Origin of the sequence: Pseudomonas sp. B7(2017), from assembly GCF_002112745.1 — a bacterium.
Classification (GTDB): domain Bacteria; phylum Pseudomonadota; class Gammaproteobacteria; order Pseudomonadales; family Pseudomonadaceae; genus Aquipseudomonas; species Aquipseudomonas ekonensis.
The window spans coordinates 72,675-89,216 of record NZ_NEIP01000002.1; the positions used below are offsets into that span (position 1 = coordinate 72,675).

A 16,542-nucleotide genomic window follows, 5' to 3' on the forward strand; every position below is an offset into this window, starting at 1 on the left:
ACCCTGCCTCAGTCTGTGGTCGCCAGCGCCGCGGCGGGCGCCGGTGCAGGTCGATGGAATAGCCGTTCGAGCCACAAGTATATGACCGGCGTGGTGAACAGCGTCAGGGCCTGGCTCACCAGCAGGCCGCCGACCACCGCGATGCCCAGCGGCTGGCGCAGCTCGGCGCCCGTGCCGTAGCCGAGCATCAGCGGCAGGGCGCCGAGCAGGGCGGCGAGGGTGGTCATCATGATCGGCCGGAACCGCGTCAGGCAGGCCTCGAAAATTGCCTCCTGCGGCGCCAGCCCGCGGTTGCGCCGGGCCTCCAGGGCAAAGTCGATCATCAGGATGCCGTTCTTCTTCACGATGCCGATCAGCAGCACCAGGCCGATCAGCGCCATGATCGAGAAGTCCTGGCCGCACAGCCACAGCATGATCACCGCACCGAGGCCCGCCGCCGGCAGGGTCGAAATGATCGTCAGCGGGTGCACGAAGCTTTCGTACAGCACGCCGAGGATGATGTACACCGCCACCAGCGCCGCCAGGATCAGCCACGGCTGGCTCTTGAGCGAACTCTGGAACGCCTGGGCCGCGCCCTGGAAATTGCCGCTGATGGCGGTGGGCATGCCGATCTCGGCCTTGGCCCGGTTGAGCAGGATCACCGCATCGCCCAGCGCCACGCCGGGCGCCAGGTTGAACGACAGGTTGGCGGCCGGGAACATGCCGTCGTGGGCGATGGACAACGGGCCGACCGTGGGCGGGTCGAACCGGGCCAGCGCCGACAGCGGCACCATTTCCCCGCTCAGGGGCGAGCGCAGGTAGAAGTAGTTGAGGCTTTCGGCTTTGCCGCGCTGTTTGGTGTCCAGCTCCAGGATCACGTTGTACTGGTTGACCTGGGTCTGGAACTCGTTGATCTGCCGCTGGCCGAAGGCGTCGTAGAGCGCTTCGTCGACATCGCTGGCGGTCAGGCCGAAACGCGCGGCGGCGCTGCGGTCGATGCTGATGTGGGTGATGCTGCCGCCCAGCTGCAGGTCGTTGGAGATGTCGCGGAACGCCGGGTTGCCGCGCAGCTTTTCGGTCAGGCGCTGGGTCCAGGTGGCCAGGGTCGCGCCGTCGTTGCTCTTGAGCACGTATTGGTATTGCGCCCGGCTCGGGCCGGAGCTGAGGTTGATGTCTTGCCCGGCACGCAGGTAGAGGACGATGCCCGGCACTTTCATCAGTTTGGGCCGGATGCGGTCGATGAACTGGCTGGCGCTGACGTCACGGTCGCCACGTTTTTTCAGGGCGATCCAGAAGCGGCCGTTGGCGATGGTCTGGTTGCTGCCGGAGACCCCGACCGAGTGGGAGAACGCCTGCACGGCAGGGTCGGCGGCGACGATCTCGGCCATGGCCAGGTGTTTTTTCACCATGTCGCCGTAGGAAATGTCTGCGGCAGCTTCGGTGGTGCCGAGGACGAAGCCGGTGTCCTGCACCGGGAAGAACCCCTTGGGAATGAAGACATAGCCACCGATCGCCAGCGCCAACGACAGGCCGAACACGCCGAGCATCAGTTTCTGGTGGGCCAGGGCATGGCGCAGGCCTTTCTCGTAGCCGGCCAGCAGGCGCTCGCTGAAGCCGGGCTTGTCGTGGGCGTGGTGCGTGGGCCGGCGCATGAACAGGGCGGCAAGGGTCGGCGCGAGGGTCAGCGACACCAGCACCGAAATCATGATGGTCGAGGTGGCGGTCAGGGCGAATTCCTTGAACAGCCGACCGACCACGCCGCCCATGAACAGCAACGGAATGAACGCCGCCACCAGCGAGAAACTGATCGACACCACGGTGAAGCCGATCTCGCCGGCCCCCTTGATCGCGGCCTCGCGCATGTCGTCGCCGGCCTCCAGGTGACGGTGGATGTTCTCCACCACCACGATCGCGTCGTCCACCACAAACCCCACGGCCACCACGATCGCCACCAGGGTCAGGTTGTTCAGGCTGAAGCCGAGCAGGTACATCAGGGCGAAACTGGCGGTCAGCGACACGCCGAGCACCGCCGACACGATCAGCGTCGCCGACAGTTGGCGCAGGAACAGCGCCATCACCGCCACCACCAGCAGAATCGCGATCATCAGCGTGATCTCGACCTCATGCAGCGAGGCGCGGATGGTCTGGGTGCGGTCGATCAGCACCTTGACCTGCACCGAGGCCGGCAGCATGGCCTCCAGGGCGGGGAGGGCGGCCTGGATCCGGTCCACCGTCTCGACGATGTTGGCCCCCGGCTGGCGGGAGATCACCAGGTTCACCCCCGGCTGGTCGCCGGCCCAGGCCTGCACGTAGGCATCTTCCGAACCGTTGACGACTTTGGCGACATCCTTGAGGTGAACCGGGGCGCCGTCCTTGTAGGAAACAATGAGCTGGCTGTACTCCTCGGGATGGAACAGCTGATCGTTGGTCGACAGCGTGGAAATGCTCGACTCGCCGTACAGCGCGCCTTTGGCCAGGTTGAGGCTGGTCTGCTGGATCGCCTGGCGGATGTCGGCCAGGGTCAGGCCGATGGCCGCCAGTTTGTCGGCGGACGCCTGCACGCGGATGGCCGGGCGCTGCTGGCCGGTGATGTTGATCTGGCCGACGCCGTCGATCTGGCTGATCTGGCGGGCCAGCAGGGTTTCCACCAGGTCGCTCAGTTCGGTGCCGGGCATTTGCGTCGAGCTGACGCTGAGGATCAGCACCGGGCTGTCGGCCGGGTTGACCTTCTTCCAGGTCGGCAGCGTCGGCATGTCCTTGGGCAGTTTGCCGGCGGCGGTGTTGATCGCGGCCTGCACCTCCTGGGCGGCGGTGTCGATGCTCTTGTCGAGGGTGAACTGCAGGGTCAGCAGGCTGGAGCCCAGGGCGCTGCTGGAGGTCATCTGGGTCATGCCGGGAATGGCGCTGAACTGCACCTCCAGCGGCGTGGCCACCGACGACGCCATGGTGTCGGGGCTGGCGCCGGGCAATTGTGCGGACACCTGGATCGTCGGAAATTCCGCTTCCGGCAGTGGGGCGATCGGCAAGCGCGGGAAGGCAATCGCCCCCACCAGCAGCAACGCGAACGTCAGAAGAATCGTCGCCACCGGGTGATCGATGCACCACCCGGACATCCCGCCGCGCACGCTCATGGCTTCGGCTCCGCTTGCACCACCTGCACCGGTTCATTCATCACCTGCACGGTCGAGCCGGGCTTGAGCCGCGACTGGCCGTCGCTGACCAGGATGTCGCCGGCCTTCACGCCCTGGATGATGTCCTGGCCGCTGCCCTGATAGACCATCTGCACCTGCACCGCCTCGACCTTGTCGCCGTTGACCCGGTAAACGAAGTGTTGATCGAGCCCCCGCTGGACGACGGTCGGCGGCACCACCAGGGCGTCTTTATCCAGGGCGGTCTGCACCTTCACCGTCACCAGCAGGCCGGGCCAGAGCTTCTGGCCGGGGTTGTCGAACTCGGCCTTGGCGCGGATGGTGCCGGTGTTGGCGTTGATCTGGTTGTCGATCAGGGTCAGGTGGCCTTCGCCCAGCAGGTTGCCGGTCTCGCCGTCGGTGTCGGCGCCGATGTAGGCCTTGACCTGCGCGTGCTGCGGGTCGGCGATCAGGCCTTGCAGGGTCGGCAGCATTTGCTGGGGCAGGGAGAACTCCACGGCGATCGGGTCGATCTGGGTCACGGTGAACAGGCCCTGGGTGTCGGTCATGCGCAGGAAGTTGCCTTCATCGACCGTGCGAATCCCGACGCGGCCGGTGACCGGGGAGCGAATCTGGGTGTAGGACAGTTGCACCTGCGCCGCGTCAATCGACGCCTGATTGCCCTGGGCGGTGGCCTTGAGCTGGTTGACCAGCGCCTGTTGCTGGTCGTAGGTCTGCTTCGACACGCCGTCGTCGACGCTGAGCAGCTTGTAGCGCTTGAGGTTGACCAGCGCCACCTGCAGCTGCGCCTGGCTCTCGCCCAGTTGCGCCCGGGCCTGGTCGAGGCTGGCGCGGATCGAGCGGTCGTCGAGGGTGGCGAGCAGGTCGCCGGCCTTCACGAGTTGGCCTTCCTTGACCCAGAGCTTGGTGAGGATGCCGTCGATCTGCGGGCGCACCACTACGCTGTGCAGCGAGAGCACCGAGCCGATGCCGCTGGTGTAGCGCGGCACGTCCTGTTCGCTGACGCTGACGACCTGCACCGGGATGGCGGTGGGGGCCGCCAGTTTGGCCGGGGCGGGTTTGGCGATGTACCACAGGCCGGCGGCTGCCAGGGCGATCAGCAGGGTGGCGAGCAGGGCGGGTTTCTTCTGGATGTGCATGCGGTGGGCGCCAGGGGGACGGAGTTGGGGCAGGTTGTGTCTTTATAAACGGGTTTGGGGGTCGGGAGGGTGACGGCTGGCTGACGGCGCTGTCAGTTTCGGCTTCTTGGTTTTTTTGTTTTGGTCTTGGCGGCCTTTGGGCCGACCAGGTTGGGGGTGGTTTGGTGTGTATATCCGTTTCTTCGGGTGTGGCGGCTGGCGGTTCCGCCCTTACGGCGGGTCACTTTTGGCAGACGCCGGAATGCCGGCCCAGCCCAAAGTAACCAAAAGGTCTGGCCCCGGCGTACGGCCCCTCGCCTAGGCTCGGGGGGTCCTTCGCTCCGGGATTCATCCGGGGGCATCGGCTACGGTTTGCTTCGCTGCACCTCCTTGCGATGTGTTTGGCTGCGCCAAACGGCGCTGCGCGCCCACCCCCGGATGAACCCCTCCGCTCAGCCTTCCGAAGGGGCCGGCAGATCAAGATCAAACGCTAGGCGAGCTGACACTCGGCCTTTTGAGAGGCGCGCGATGGCGGCCTGACAGCCGACCTGTTTCTGACTGCCCGACACAATTCCCTGTGGGAGCTGCGGTGCGACGACTCGACTTGCCAGCGATGACGGCCTACCAGCCGACCAATCCCTCCCAGACCACCTCAATCTTCTGTGGGAGCCAGCCTGCTGGCGATGACGGCCTGGCAGCCGACCAATCCCTACCTGGCACACCCACTCCCAAAAGGCTTGCAGTGTTCCGCCGCCAACAAAAAAGGCGATGCCCACACCGGGCATCGCCTTTTCCTTATTGCCGCTGACGCTTATTCGGACAGTTTGTAGGCAATCACATAGTCACCCATCTTGGTGCCCAGCGAGCCGTGGCCGCCGACCACCAGCAGGACGTATTGCTTGCCGTCCTTGCCGGTGTAGGTCATCGGGGTGGCTTGGCCGCCGGCCGGCAGGCGGGATTTCCACAGTTCCTTGCCGGTGTTGACGTCATAGGCGCGCAGGTACTGGTCCAGGGTGCCGCTGAGGAAGCCGACGCCGCCGGCGGTGACGATCGAGCCGCCCATGCTCGGCACGCCCAGGGTCAGGCCGATCGGCAGCGGCGAGCTGTCGCGGCTGGTGCCGTTCTTGCGTTTCCACACGACTTTGCCGGTGGTCAGGTCGATGCCGGCCACGTAGCCCCAGGCCGGGGCCTGGCACGGTACGCCGAACGGCGACATGAACGGGTGCATGATCACGGCGTACGGTGCGCCGGTGTTCGGCTGCACGCCGGCGGTCTCGCTTTCGCGCTTGCTGCCGGCGGCGACTTGGGCGCGCGGCACCATCTTCGAGACGAAGGCCATGTAGTTCGGGCTGGTGAACAGCATCTGGCGGACCGGATCCACCGAGACGCCGCCCCAGTTGAACACGCCCACGTTGCCCGGATACACCAGGCTGCCTTGCTCGGACGGCGGGGTGTACTGGCCTTCGTAGCGCAGTTCCTTGAACTGGATGCGGCACAGCATCTGGTCGAACGGGCTGGCGCCCCACATGGCTTTTTCGGTGAGTTCCGGGGCCAGCAGGTTCAGGTCCGAACGGGCCTGGGTCGGCGCGGTGCGGTCACCCTTCACGGCGCCCTGCGGCACCGGGATTTCGCGGATCGGGATGATCGGCGTGCCGTCGCGGCGGTCGAGGACGTACAGGCTGCCTTGCTTGGTCGGGGCGATCAGCGCAGGTTTCACGCCGTCGGCGGTTTTCATGTCCAGCAGGGTCGGCTGGCTGCCGACGTCCATGTCCCACAGGTCGTGGTGGGTGAACTGGTAGTTCCAGCGCACCTTGCCGGTGGCCAGGTCCAGCGCGACGACGCCGGCGCTGAACTTCTCGGCGCCCGGGGTGCGGTCGGCGCCCCACTGGTCAGGGGTCTGGTTGCCCAGCGGCAGGTAGACCATGCCGAGCTTCTCGTCGACGCTGGCCAGCGACCACATGTTGGCCGAGTTGCGGCTGTAGGTCTGGCCCGGCGCCAGCGGTTCGGTGGCGTCCGGGTTGTTGCTGTCCCAGTTCCACACCAGGTGGCCGTCGCGCACGTCGTAGGCGCGGATCACGCCGGACGGCTCGTTGGTCGATTCGTTGTCGGTGACGTGACCGCCCATGATCACCAGATCGCGAGAGATCGCGGCCGGCGAGGTGGCGTAGTAGCCGCCCGGGGTGAACGGGCCGATGCCCTGGGTCAGGTCGACCACGCCGTTTTTGCCGAAGCCTTCGCAGACCTTGCCGGTGTCGGCGTTGAGGGCGATCAGGCGGGCGTCGGCGGTCGGCAGGTACAGGCGGCGCGGGCAGGCCTGGGCAACGGCCTTGCCGGCCTCGGAGATGACGGCGGACGCTGCGCCTTCAGCCTTGGCGTAGGCGGCTTCGTCGTAGTACGACACGCCGCGGCAAGTCATGTGGGCGAAGCCCTTGAAGCCCACCGGGCTCTTGATCTGCGGGTCGAAACGCCAGATTTCCTTGCCGGTGTCCGGATCCAGCGCCAGCACCTTGCTGTGGGCGGTGCAGGCATAGAGCATGCCGTTGGCCTTGAGCGGGGTGTTTTCGTTGGTCAGTTCCACCGGATCGTCGGCGGTCGGCAGGTCGCCGGTGCGGATGCGCCAGGCTTCCTGCAGCTTGCCGACGTTGGCCGGGGTGATCTGCTTGAGCGGCGAATAGCGGTCGCCGAACTCGCTGCGGCCGTAGGCCTGCCAGTCGCCTTCAGGCATCTGCGGCGCGGTGCTGGTCATGTCGGCGGTGTCGCGGCCCAGTTCGCCCAGGGTTTCGCCCGGGTGGGTGAACTGGCTGGCCACGGCGCTGGCGCCGGCCAGGACGACGGCCACGCTCAGGGCGCCGGTGCCCAGCGGAGCGGGGCCATCCAGCAGCAGCGGACGGCGGAACCACGGCAGCAGCATGACCACGCCGAGGGCGAACCACAGCGCCAGGCGCGGCACCAGTTGCCACCAGTCCAGGCCGACTTCCCACAGGGCCCACGCGGTGCTGGCCAGCAGCACCACGGCGTACAGGCCCAGCGCCGCGCGGCGGGCGCGCAGCAGCAGGATGCCGGTGACCGCGATGCCGAGGCCCGCCAGCAGGTAGTACAGCGAACCGCCGAGCAGGCTCAGCTTGATCCCCCCGGCCAGCATGGCCAGGCCCATCAACAGAAGCAGAATGCCGAGCAGGCTCGGCAGCAGACGGCTTCGACTCGAGGCACCTTCAGTGCTCATAGTGTGATTCTCCGTGACGTTTCAAAGAGACCCGCGCTGTAGTCACTGTAGATGACGATCCGGCGCGGGCATGGTTCAGATAAATCTGTCGGGGTGATGCCTGTTCCTGCAGGAGCCGGCCTGCCGGCGATGGCGTCAGTGAGGACGGCTTCCACAGGTACTTTCCGTATTCCTCAGAACGACGACTGGATCTTGATCCCGCCGATCAGCGCGTCGTCGACCTTGTCCACGCCACCGGGGTGGCGGATGTACTGCAGGTTCGGGCGCACGGTCAGCCAGTTCGCCAGGTGCACGCCGTAATAGAGTTCGGCGCTGTATTCGGTGTCCTGGGGCGGCAGGAACGACGGGTCGTCGTAGTCGTAGACGGCGCGGGCCTGGTTGCTGGCCTCGGCGTTCTTGCGGTAGGCCGGGTTGACGTGCACGCGGGCCAGGGCGAAGCCGATGTCGTCCTTGGCGCGGGCGTCGAACAAGCCTTTGTAGACCAGGCCGGCCTGCACGTAGTTGTCGATGGCGTTGGTTTTCTTGTCGTGCATCGTGGCGTTGGCGAACAGGCTCAGGCCACGGCTGTTGTCGCTGGCGACGCTGGTGACCTGCTGCTGCGCGCCGAACCACACGCCGTGCTTGCTGGAGGCGCTGCGGTAGGCCTCGCCGCTCAGGGCCGCCGGCTGGCCGTTGCGGTCCTTGTAGGCGTCGGTGGCGTTGGCGCTGCTGTAGTAGTAGCCGGCGCGGTATTCGCCCGGCAGGCCCGCCAGCTTCGGCGTCCACACCAGTTCCACCGGCAGCACGGCGCCCTGGGTGCCGCTGCCGCTGAGCTTGAAGCCGTTGCCGCGGTCCAGGTTCGACGGGTTCTGCTCATAGGCACCCACCTGGGCGTACAGCTCCGGCGTCAGGTGATACTTGACCCGCAGCGCCCACTGGCTGACCGGCCAGTTGTACCAGATGCCGCCCACCCAGTTGCCGACCTGGGAGCCGCAGAACGCCAGGTTCTGGAAGTCGCAGGGGAAGCTGTTGAAGTCTTCGCCCTCGCCGAAGCGGCCGACCTTGATGTCGAGCTTGCGGTCGAAGAACTTCTGCTGATACCACATCTGCGTCAGGCGGGTGGTCTGGCCCCGGCCCCAGACTTCCTGGGCCGAGGTGAAGCCGCCCACGCGCGGGTCGTTGATGCGGTCGTTGCTGATGTTGTTGCCGCTGCGCTTGGTGATCGTCAGCTGAAATTCCGCGTCGTCCCAGCCGAGGATCTTTTGTAGGTCCAGGTGGGTGCCGAGGGCGAACTGGTCGCTGTAGCGCGCAGTGCGGTCGTGGTCGTAGCCGCCGTGCAGGTTGCTGCCCATCTCCCCGGTGTAGTCGAGCTTGAAGTCGTAGCCCTTCTGCGCGAGTTCGCTGCGGGTGCCGTTCCAGTCGCCGAGCATCCACGGCGAGTCACTGTCGAAGGCCGGAGCGGCCTGGGCGCAGGTGGCAAGGCCCAGGGCGGTGCAGCCGCCGAGCAGGCGGAGGGTTGAGACAGCGCTGTCTCTGAGGGGCGGAAAATCAGGCATGAAGAGGTCTTTCTTGATCGTTTTTGGGGATTGGAGGGGCCGCTACGATATGTCGCAGGCAGTGAAGCGATTCAGCGGCCGGGCGGCAGGATAATGTCCTGTTACAAAAACACAAAGCGCTTTTGCTGACATGGATCATTTCGGATTCGGTAACAGTCCGCTAAGGGCGCCCGGCCGGTGGCGCATCACCTACATTTAAGGAAGCCGCGCTTCCCCCAGCCCGAGCCCTCGGCTAAGGTGCGCGGCTTCTGCGTCTTCACTTCGCCCAAAGGCCCGGCATGAACGAACACAACCCCGATCCGCTGCACGGCGTGACCCTCGAACAGATCCTCACCGCGCTGGTGGCCCATTACGAATGGTCGGGGCTGGCCGAGCGCATCGACATCCGCTGCTTCAAGAGCGATCCGAGCATCAAGTCGAGCCTGACCTTCCTGCGCAAGACCCCGTGGGCCCGGGAAAAGGTCGAGCGCCTGTACGTGAAGCTGATGCGCACCAAGCGCCCGCTCTGACATGGACGCCGTGCTGCGGCGACGGTGGGTCACCCTGGCGGCCGTGCTCGGCTGGGGCGGCCTGGGCATTCAGCTGTACCTGATCCTGTTCGCGCGCTGGAGCGTCGGCGCCAGCCTGCTGGGCGGTATGGTGAGCTACTTCAGTTACTTCACGATCCTCACCAACACCCTGGCGGCGACGGTGCTGACCTGCGCGGTGACCCGCCGCGAGTCCGCCGCCCGGCGCTGGTTCCTGCAACCGTCCGTGTGCGGTGCGGTGGCGGTGAGCATCGCGGTGGTGGGGCTCGCCTACAGCCTTCTGCTGCGTCACCTGTGGCATCCGCAGGGTTGGCAGTTCATCGCCGATGAACTGTTGCATGACGTCATGCCTTTGGTGTTTCTGGCGTACTGGTGGTTTTGCGTGCCCAAGGGGACGCTGCGTCTGAAGCACCTGCCGCTGTGGTTGATCTACCCGCTGGGGTACTTCGCCTATGCGCTGTGGCGCGGGCATCTGCTGGGGGCGTATGCGTATCCGTTCATCGATGTGGCGACGCTGGGTTATCCACAGGTGTTCATCAATGCCGGGGAGATTCTGGCGGGGTTTGTGCTGATCGCGTTGGCGGTGATCGGGATCGACCGCTGGAAGGGGCGGGGCTTGCGGGGCCTGGACTGACGCCATCGCCAGCAGGCTGGCTCCCACGTTTGTTCTGCGGTGACCGCAAATGCTGCGTCCAACCGAGCTCCCTGCGGGAGCCAGCCTGCTGGCGATGACGACGGCACATCCGGCATCGATGTGTCAGGCAGACCGCCATCGCCAGCCGTTGGGCGTCACTCCGCTTCGGAGCCTTCGGCGCGCCAGTAGCCGACGGCCTTGACGAACTGCTCGTCCAGCCCGTGATCGTCGAGAAGCACCCGGCGGATCTGCCGTGAAACTTTGGTTTCCGTCGCGACCCAGGCGTACAGATTGTCCTTGGGCACCTGCAACTGACGCACGGTGGCCAGCAGGTTGTCCTTGCCGCCTTCGCGCAGCACCCAGATCACGTTGACCTGCGCCGGGCTTTCCAGCGTCTGCTGTTCCTTGCCGTTCTCCACCTCGACCACCACCAGGGCCTTGCGGTTGGCGGCCAGGCCTTCCAGGCGCCGGGCGATGGCGGGCAGGGCGGTTTCGTCGCCGATCAACAGGTAGCTGTCGAAGATGTCCGGCACGATCATCGAGCCGCGCGGGCCGCCGATGTGCAGGAACTGGCCGGGCTTGGCCTGCTCGGCCCAGGTCGAGGCGGGGCCGTCGCCGTGCAGGACGAAGTCGATGTCCAGTTCCAGCGAGTCGAGGTCGTAGCGGCGCGGGGTGTAGTCGCGCATTTCCGGCATCGGGCCGTCCTTGCCGGCGCCGAGCACCAGGGTCTCCAGCGCGGCCGCCTGTTCGGCGTTCTGCGGGAACAGCAGCTTGACATGGTCGTCGGTGCCGAGGCTGACGAACCCGGCCAGTTCCGGGCCACCGAGGGTGATGCGGCGCATGCGCGGGGTCAGGTCGACCACCCGCAGCACTTGCAGGCGGCGGCGTTTGATTTCGTGCATGACCCGGTGGATGGCGGGCGCGGTCACTTCAGTCATTCGGTTTTCTCCTGGACGGGTTGAACGGCCGGGCCGTCGACGATGGCCTTGGCGGTGTCGTTGAGCAGGGCGGCGACGCGGTGGATCTCTTCCGGGCTCCAGCGTCCGTGGTGCATTTGCAGGGCATGGCGCAGGTTGTGCACCGCTTCGTGGATCTGCGCCGGGCGGTCATGGCCGCGCAGCGAGCGTTTGCTGACATCGATGCGCACCCGCACGCCTTCAAGGGCGACGGCCTGATCGCTCAGGGACTGACGGCCGGCGTCGGTCACGCTGTAGCGTTTTTTCCCGCCTTCGGCGTCGCCCAGGATCAGTTCGCTTTCCTCCAGGAAGGTCAGGGTCGGATAGATCACGCCAGGGCTGGGGCTGTAAGCCCCGTCGAACATGCCTTCGATCTGTCGGATCAGGTCATAGCCGTGGCAGGGCTGGTCGGCGATCAGCGCCAGCAGCAGCAGTTTCAGGTCGCCGGGGGCGAACACCCGCGGGCCGCGGCCGCCGCGTTCGCGGCCGGGTCGCCTTTCGAAGCCGTCGTGGCCGTTGCCGTGTTCGCGGTGGGGGGAATGATGGTCTCTCATTGGGCTTTCTCTCGTCGTGTTTAGATACAACTTAAGATATATCTTTTAGGTTCTGCAAGCGCGACCGACCGAAGGCGTGGCTGTCGATCAAGGAGGGGTGGCGAAAATGTCGTTTGAAATGGCGCTTTCGTCTCTCTATAAAAAGCCGGATGCGGAGGCAAAAAAACCGAGATTAGTGTTAACTCTCTAAAACATCCGTTTTCGCCTTTATTTATTGAAAGTGTCGTATCCGTCTGACAGAAGTTGCTGAGGCGTTTGCGCAGGTTTTAATTTGTGAAGTGGCTTCGTGTAGTCTGGCTCTTACAGTTGCTCAGTGTTTTTCTGAATTTTCCAGTATTTTTCTTTCTGCTTCCGTGGCACACGGGCTACGCCACTGTGGGAACTTGCCTGCTTACTTCAAAGATGAATTGCTTGAACATTGTTCGGCGTTGGAAGTTCTGCGGAACATAAAACTGCTCGTGACGGTTTTTGTTCTTTTGCAACTTTCAATGAACCGAAAACCTTATAGAGACAGGTACTGAAATGATGTTCAAGAAATTCGCAATCGCCGCTCCACTGGCCGTTCTCGCGCTGGGTTCCTCCATGGCGTTCGCCGCGGGTGAGGCCCGTCATTCGATCAGTCTGGTCGCCCATGTTCCCACCAACGGTTTCTATGTGGTTCCGACCGACTTCGACTTGGTCAACAAGGATCAGGACATGAGCTATCAGCCGAGCACTGGCAAGATGCGCGAAGTCAATGGTTTCTTCGACGTACGCAATAACAACGGTTCGGTTCATGCGAGCCTTGAAAGTGTTCCGCAACTGATCTACGGAAACGAAGTCATCGACCTTAAAGTTGAGTTCAACAATAAAGAGCTCAACCAGACCCCGCAAATGGTGGTCGGTGAGTCCGAATCCGATGTCAACTACCGCGCGCCGCTGAAAATCAGTGCCAAAGGCAACAACTTCCAGCCGGGCGATTACACCGGTGTCGTCGCCATGACGTTTGACGCTGTCCCTCCTGTGATCACGCCTTGATCGGGCGATCTGCGCTGACGGCTCAGTAACGTTTTCGGCGGGACGAACCGACCGGTTTGTCCCGCCGGACTCCAACCCGTTCGAAATCAGAGTAAGCGTTCATGTTCCCGATGACACCCATCGCGGTTGCACTTGCGTTGTTGTTTTGCGGTAGCGCGGCGGCAGCCCCCGTTTCCTTGGGTACGACACCTCGCGGTCTGCTGGCGCAAGCCAAGGGTTTGCCGGCGGATTTCGAGCAGCATTTTTTTGATGTGCCGCTGGCGGTCAGGGTCGAACTCGATCAGCAACCCCTGGGCGAGGCGCTGGTGGTGCTGTCGCGCGACGACCGCATCACGCTCCTTGAATTCACCGACACCAGCGAGAACCGCTACGGCCCCGCCGAGCGGGAGAAGTGGGCGGCCTACCTCAAGGGCGGCGTGTCGCTGGGGGATTGCACCGGGTCTTGTCCGGATCAGGTGCTGGCGGTGCACTACAACCTGCAAAGCTCGCTGGTCTCGATCCTGACCCGCGACGCCGAGCGCGATCTCGAAGCCAAGCGCTACCACGATCAGCCCGAGGAAGGCAGCAGCGGCCTGATGTTGCGCAACCAGCTCAACCTCAACGGCGGCCAGGGCCAGGACACGGGCGGTCGTCTGGGCCTGGAGGCCAGCGGCAGCCTGGGCAACTGGAGCCAGACGTTCAACATGCAGATGGCCCGCATGGGCGGCCCGGACGACAAGCTGTACCACGCCGTGCATGAGCTTTACACCCAGCGCGAACTGCAAGGCAGTTTCTTTCGCCTGGGCTATTTCACCCCAAACTCCGAAGGCCTGACCCGCCAGCCCCGTACGTTCGGCACCAGCCCCGACACGGCGGTCGGTGTGATGTACGGCAGCTCCGACAGTCTGGCCATCAACAGTGCGATGCCCAGCGTCTACCCGATCTACGTCACGGCCAACCGTCAGGGATCGGTGGAGATCTACCGCGACGGCTTGCTGATCAACACCCAATCGGTGCCTGCCGGCCTGCAGACCCTCGACACCCGGCCTTTGCCCGGCGGTATCTATGAAGTGGAAGTGCGCCTGGTCGAAGACGGCCAGATCACCTCCAGCACCCAGGAACTGGTCTACAAGCCGAGCAACTGGCGCAACCTCGACGAGCGCTGGCGCTACAACCTGTTCGCCGGCGAGGAAAGCAAACTGCTGAGCAACTGGGATCGGCAGGCCAGCGGCGACGTCACGGCAGGCGCATCGGTCAACTACCTGGCGCACCCGCGCGTGATTCTCGGGCTGTCGGCACGCCAGATCCGCGAGAAGCTGCAGTACGGCACGTCCATCGACTGGACGCTGGCCGACCGCATCAGCCTGTACGCCAACGCCTACCGGACCCAGGACCACGGCACCGGCCTGGATCTGCAGAGCCTGTTCAACTACGGGGCCGGCAGTGTGATCTTCAGCCACACCCGCAGTTGGCTGGACACCACCGACCTGTACGAAACCTTGCCCGACGGCACGCGGGTGCGCCAACGCAACGTGTTCGTCGGCCAGACCAGCAACTCGTCGCTGGCGGTCAACCACCGGCTCGACCAGCGCAATTCGCTGAACGCACGGGTGTCGCACAGCGAAGGCAACGTCGAGGGCATGGGGCTGGATCTGGGCTGGAGCCGGCGTGCGGTGCTGTTCGGCAACGACGCCAACTGGCGCCTGTCGCTGTTCGACCGGCCGGGCAGCTACAGCAGCGGCCAGGATCGCAACCGGGGCGTGGACCTGAGCCTGAACCTTGCGATCGGCGCACCGGGCCAGCAGTTGACCGGCAGCCTCGGTTCGCGCACCGCCCGTGACGGCGGGCGGGACAACAACGCTTCGTTCGGCTGGCGCAAAGACTTCAAGGATCACGTCCTGCAGAACGTTTCGGTGACGGCGCTGAGCGACACCTATGGCCTGGGCCTGACGAGCCTGGCCAATTTTCGCACCGACACCGTCAACGGCGACGGTTTCATCCAGCGCTCCTCGTACAACGACAACTTCACCGGCGGCCTCAACCTCGACAGCACGCTGGTGGTAGGCGGACAGACACTGATGATGACCAGTGAATACGAAATGCGCGGGGCCGGGATGATCGTCGATGTGGAATCGGACATCGAAGGTATCGTCCTGCGCGCCGATGACCTCAGCGGAGGCGGCGCGGCGCTGAAGCCGGGGCGCAATTTCATCCCGTTGACCGCGTACCGCAACAGTTCCGTGAGCTTCGATTTCGAGGGCAACCACGTGCCGGCCGCCACCATCGCCCCGGCGCGCACCCGTTACCACTTGAACAAGGGGGGTGTGGATTACCGCCAGGTCCGGGTGATGAAGACCCTGACCGTGCTCGGTCGCTTGGTGGACGGGCAAGGCCGGCCGCTCAAGGGCCATCACGTGATCAACCACGCCAGCCGCGGCGTCACGGAAGTCGACGGGTTTTTCTCGATGGAGATGAACGCCGGGTCGCCGACCCTTGAGGTGCGGCGGGAGAACAATTTGCTGTGCCAGTTCCGGCTGAACGAGAAGGATCATCGCAGCGAGAACAACGTGCTGATGATCGGGGATCTGCGCTGCACGCCGGACACCCTGGCCGATCTTTCCTCCACCGAGCAGAAAGCGGGCTGACCCATGAGACGATTGAGGGAGAGGCTGTGCCTGATGGCGGTGCTGTGGACGTCGTCGGCGCAGGCGGCCAACCACGAAATCAGGGCAAGGTTTCAGCCCGACTCGTCGCAGCCGAACAAGAATGAGTTCGTCAACCAGACGCCGAACAGCGGGTACTGCGCCACCTACCCGGACATTTGCAAGCGTGACGGCATATTCAGTATTCAGATGCCGGTTCGTTTCGATTCCGCCCGGCCGCTTCCTGTCGGTGAAACCGTGGGGGTGAAGGTGCCCGCCGACTGGCGGCGTTTGACGGTCACCCATCGGGACACGGGGCAAACCGAAACCGTTGAGATACGCATCAGCGGTGTCGGATCGACGTATGTCCTGAGCGAGTCGGCCGAGAGTCTGGTGGGGGAAAGCGGCACGCCGATTCTGGGGCACTGGAAACTGTGGAGCGGCACCTGGGTCAATGCGCCGGCGCCGTGCGTTGTCACTGGCGTGGGCGCCTATACGCCCACCACCTATCGGTTTTTTTGGCGGACTCCGGTTCAGGAGGCGTGCATCAAGCAGCCGGCTTACCCGATCCCGCACATGTATTTCAGTATGCTCGATATCGCCTACGAACTGCGCACGCCGAACCCGCTTGGCATGTCGTCCGGCGAATACACCGGTTCGCTGGCCTACAGAATGGGGCCTTCAGCCGCAGGCGACGGTTTCGAAATGGGGGCGCTGGTTCCGGACGACGATACGTTGGCCCTGGACTTCGTGCTGGACGTGCAGCACACCCTCAAGGCCGAATTGCCGCCGGGCGGCAACAAGGTCGTGATGGAGCCGGTGGGAGGATGGCAGCGCTGGCTGGAGTCCGGGCAGCGTCCGACCGAGATCTACCGCGACCAAGCGTTTTTCCTGTCCGCCTCGTCGCGGTTCAAGGTCATGCTGGTCTGCGACATCCAGCCTGTTTTCCAGGGGCCGTGCCTGTTCTCGAACCGCGACGGCGCCTATTCCAGTTTTCAGGTCTCGCTCACGCTGCCGGCAGGCATTGGCGGCCCGGGCGGCGGCGACCGGTGGAGCGGTCCGCTGGCGCACAATCAATGGACAGGCCCCTTCGAGCCTGCCCGCTACATCGACCGGAAGCCTGCAGCCCTGCGTTTTTTCGTCGTTCCCCAGGCCATTCCGGCACTGATCGGTTACGGCGGCACGTTCCAGGGCGGCGTCACCATCATTCTGGATTCGGAAGTGTGAAT

Annotated in this window: 11 protein-coding genes; 5 read left to right on the top strand and 6 right to left on the bottom strand. The window is 64.7% G+C overall.

Annotation, left to right across the window (positions count from 1 at the left end):
• Positions 1-8 precede the first annotated feature (8 nt).
• The 4 genes from CAG29_RS03910 to CAG29_RS03925 form a co-directional block, all read right to left on the bottom strand.
• Complete coding sequence (locus CAG29_RS03910; RefSeq protein ID WP_085584873.1) at positions 9-3,110, bottom strand: multidrug efflux RND transporter permease subunit; 3,102 nt, start codon at positions 3,108-3,110, stop codon at positions 9-11.
• Positions 3,107-4,267, bottom strand: a complete 1,161-nt coding sequence (locus CAG29_RS03915; protein WP_085629416.1) for an efflux RND transporter periplasmic adaptor subunit — start codon at positions 4,265-4,267, stop codon at positions 3,107-3,109. The genes CAG29_RS03910 and CAG29_RS03915 overlap by 4 nt, the downstream gene beginning before the upstream one ends.
• A gap of 790 nt (positions 4,268-5,057) precedes the next feature.
• Entirely contained in the window at positions 5,058-7,469 is a 2,412-nt protein-coding gene (locus CAG29_RS03920; RefSeq protein WP_085580114.1) for a glucose/quinate/shikimate family membrane-bound PQQ-dependent dehydrogenase, read from the bottom strand.
• Positions 7,470-7,642: 173 nt separating this feature from the next.
• Positions 7,643-9,004 carry a carbohydrate porin gene (locus CAG29_RS03925; RefSeq protein WP_085580116.1) on the bottom strand — a complete coding sequence of 454 codons (1,362 nt, stop codon included), beginning with the start codon at positions 9,002-9,004 and terminating at the stop codon, positions 7,643-7,645.
• A 278-nt stretch (positions 9,005-9,282) separates the two neighbouring features.
• On the opposite strand from CAG29_RS03925, the gene CAG29_RS03930 reads away from it, so the two are divergent.
• Positions 9,283-9,513 carry a VF530 family DNA-binding protein gene (locus CAG29_RS03930; protein WP_085580118.1) on the top strand — a complete coding sequence of 77 codons (231 nt, stop codon included), beginning with the start codon at positions 9,283-9,285 and terminating at the stop codon, positions 9,511-9,513.
• 1 nt (position 9,514) lies between these two features.
• Positions 9,515-10,165, top strand: coding sequence for a Pr6Pr family membrane protein (locus CAG29_RS03935; RefSeq protein ID WP_085580120.1), 651 nt, complete (start codon positions 9,515-9,517; stop codon positions 10,163-10,165).
• A 155-nt stretch (positions 10,166-10,320) separates the two neighbouring features.
• Here the strand turns inward: CAG29_RS03935 and CAG29_RS03940 are convergent, their stop codons facing one another.
• A complete protein-coding gene (locus tag CAG29_RS03940) occupies positions 10,321-11,103 on the bottom strand; it encodes a siderophore-interacting protein (protein ID WP_085636512.1) in 783 nt (260 codons plus the stop codon).
• Complete coding sequence (locus CAG29_RS03945) at positions 11,100-11,675, bottom strand: PadR family transcriptional regulator (protein ID WP_085580124.1); 576 nt, start codon at positions 11,673-11,675, stop codon at positions 11,100-11,102. The genes CAG29_RS03940 and CAG29_RS03945 overlap by 4 nt, the downstream gene beginning before the upstream one ends.
• 525 nt (positions 11,676-12,200) lie before the next feature.
• On the opposite strand from CAG29_RS03945, the gene CAG29_RS03950 reads away from it, so the two are divergent.
• The 3 genes from CAG29_RS03950 (at position 12,201) to CAG29_RS03960 (ending at position 16,540) form a co-directional block, all read left to right on the top strand.
• The gene (locus CAG29_RS03950; protein WP_085580638.1) at positions 12,201-12,692 is read left to right on the top strand and encodes a CS1 type fimbrial major subunit; all 492 of its coding nucleotides are present in this window, start codon (positions 12,201-12,203) and stop codon (positions 12,690-12,692) included.
• A 101-nt stretch (positions 12,693-12,793) separates the two neighbouring features.
• Positions 12,794-15,316, top strand: a complete 2,523-nt coding sequence (locus CAG29_RS03955; protein WP_085629421.1) for a TcfC E-set like domain-containing protein — start codon at positions 12,794-12,796, stop codon at positions 15,314-15,316.
• 33 nt (positions 15,317-15,349) lie between these two features.
• Positions 15,350-16,540 carry a hypothetical protein gene (locus tag CAG29_RS03960; RefSeq protein WP_256575639.1) on the top strand — a complete coding sequence of 397 codons (1,191 nt, stop codon included), beginning with the start codon at positions 15,350-15,352 and terminating at the stop codon, positions 16,538-16,540.
• The last annotated feature ends 2 nt before the right edge of the window (positions 16,541-16,542 follow it).

Coding starts and splice junctions, on each gene's coding strand:
- CAG29_RS03910 (WP_085584873.1), bottom strand. CDS start 3,110: ATGAGCGTGCGCGGCGGGATGTCCGGGTGGTGCATCGATCACCCGGTG.
- CAG29_RS03915 (WP_085629416.1), bottom strand. CDS start 4,267: ATGCACATCCAGAAGAAACCCGCCCTGCTCGCCACCCTGCTGATCGCC.
- CAG29_RS03920 (WP_085580114.1), bottom strand. CDS start 7,469: ATGAGCACTGAAGGTGCCTCGAGTCGAAGCCGTCTGCTGCCGAGCCTG.
- CAG29_RS03925 (WP_085580116.1), bottom strand. CDS start 9,004: ATGCCTGATTTTCCGCCCCTCAGAGACAGCGCTGTCTCAACCCTCCGC.
- CAG29_RS03930 (WP_085580118.1), top strand. CDS start 9,283: ATGAACGAACACAACCCCGATCCGCTGCACGGCGTGACCCTCGAACAG.
- CAG29_RS03935 (WP_085580120.1), top strand. CDS start 9,515: ATGGACGCCGTGCTGCGGCGACGGTGGGTCACCCTGGCGGCCGTGCTC.
- CAG29_RS03940 (WP_085636512.1), bottom strand. CDS start 11,103: ATGACTGAAGTGACCGCGCCCGCCATCCACCGGGTCATGCACGAAATC.
- CAG29_RS03945 (WP_085580124.1), bottom strand. CDS start 11,675: ATGAGAGACCATCATTCCCCCCACCGCGAACACGGCAACGGCCACGAC.
- CAG29_RS03950 (WP_085580638.1), top strand. CDS start 12,201: ATGTTCAAGAAATTCGCAATCGCCGCTCCACTGGCCGTTCTCGCGCTG.
- CAG29_RS03955 (WP_085629421.1), top strand. CDS start 12,794: ATGTTCCCGATGACACCCATCGCGGTTGCACTTGCGTTGTTGTTTTGC.
- CAG29_RS03960 (WP_256575639.1), top strand. CDS start 15,350: ATGGCGGTGCTGTGGACGTCGTCGGCGCAGGCGGCCAACCACGAAATC.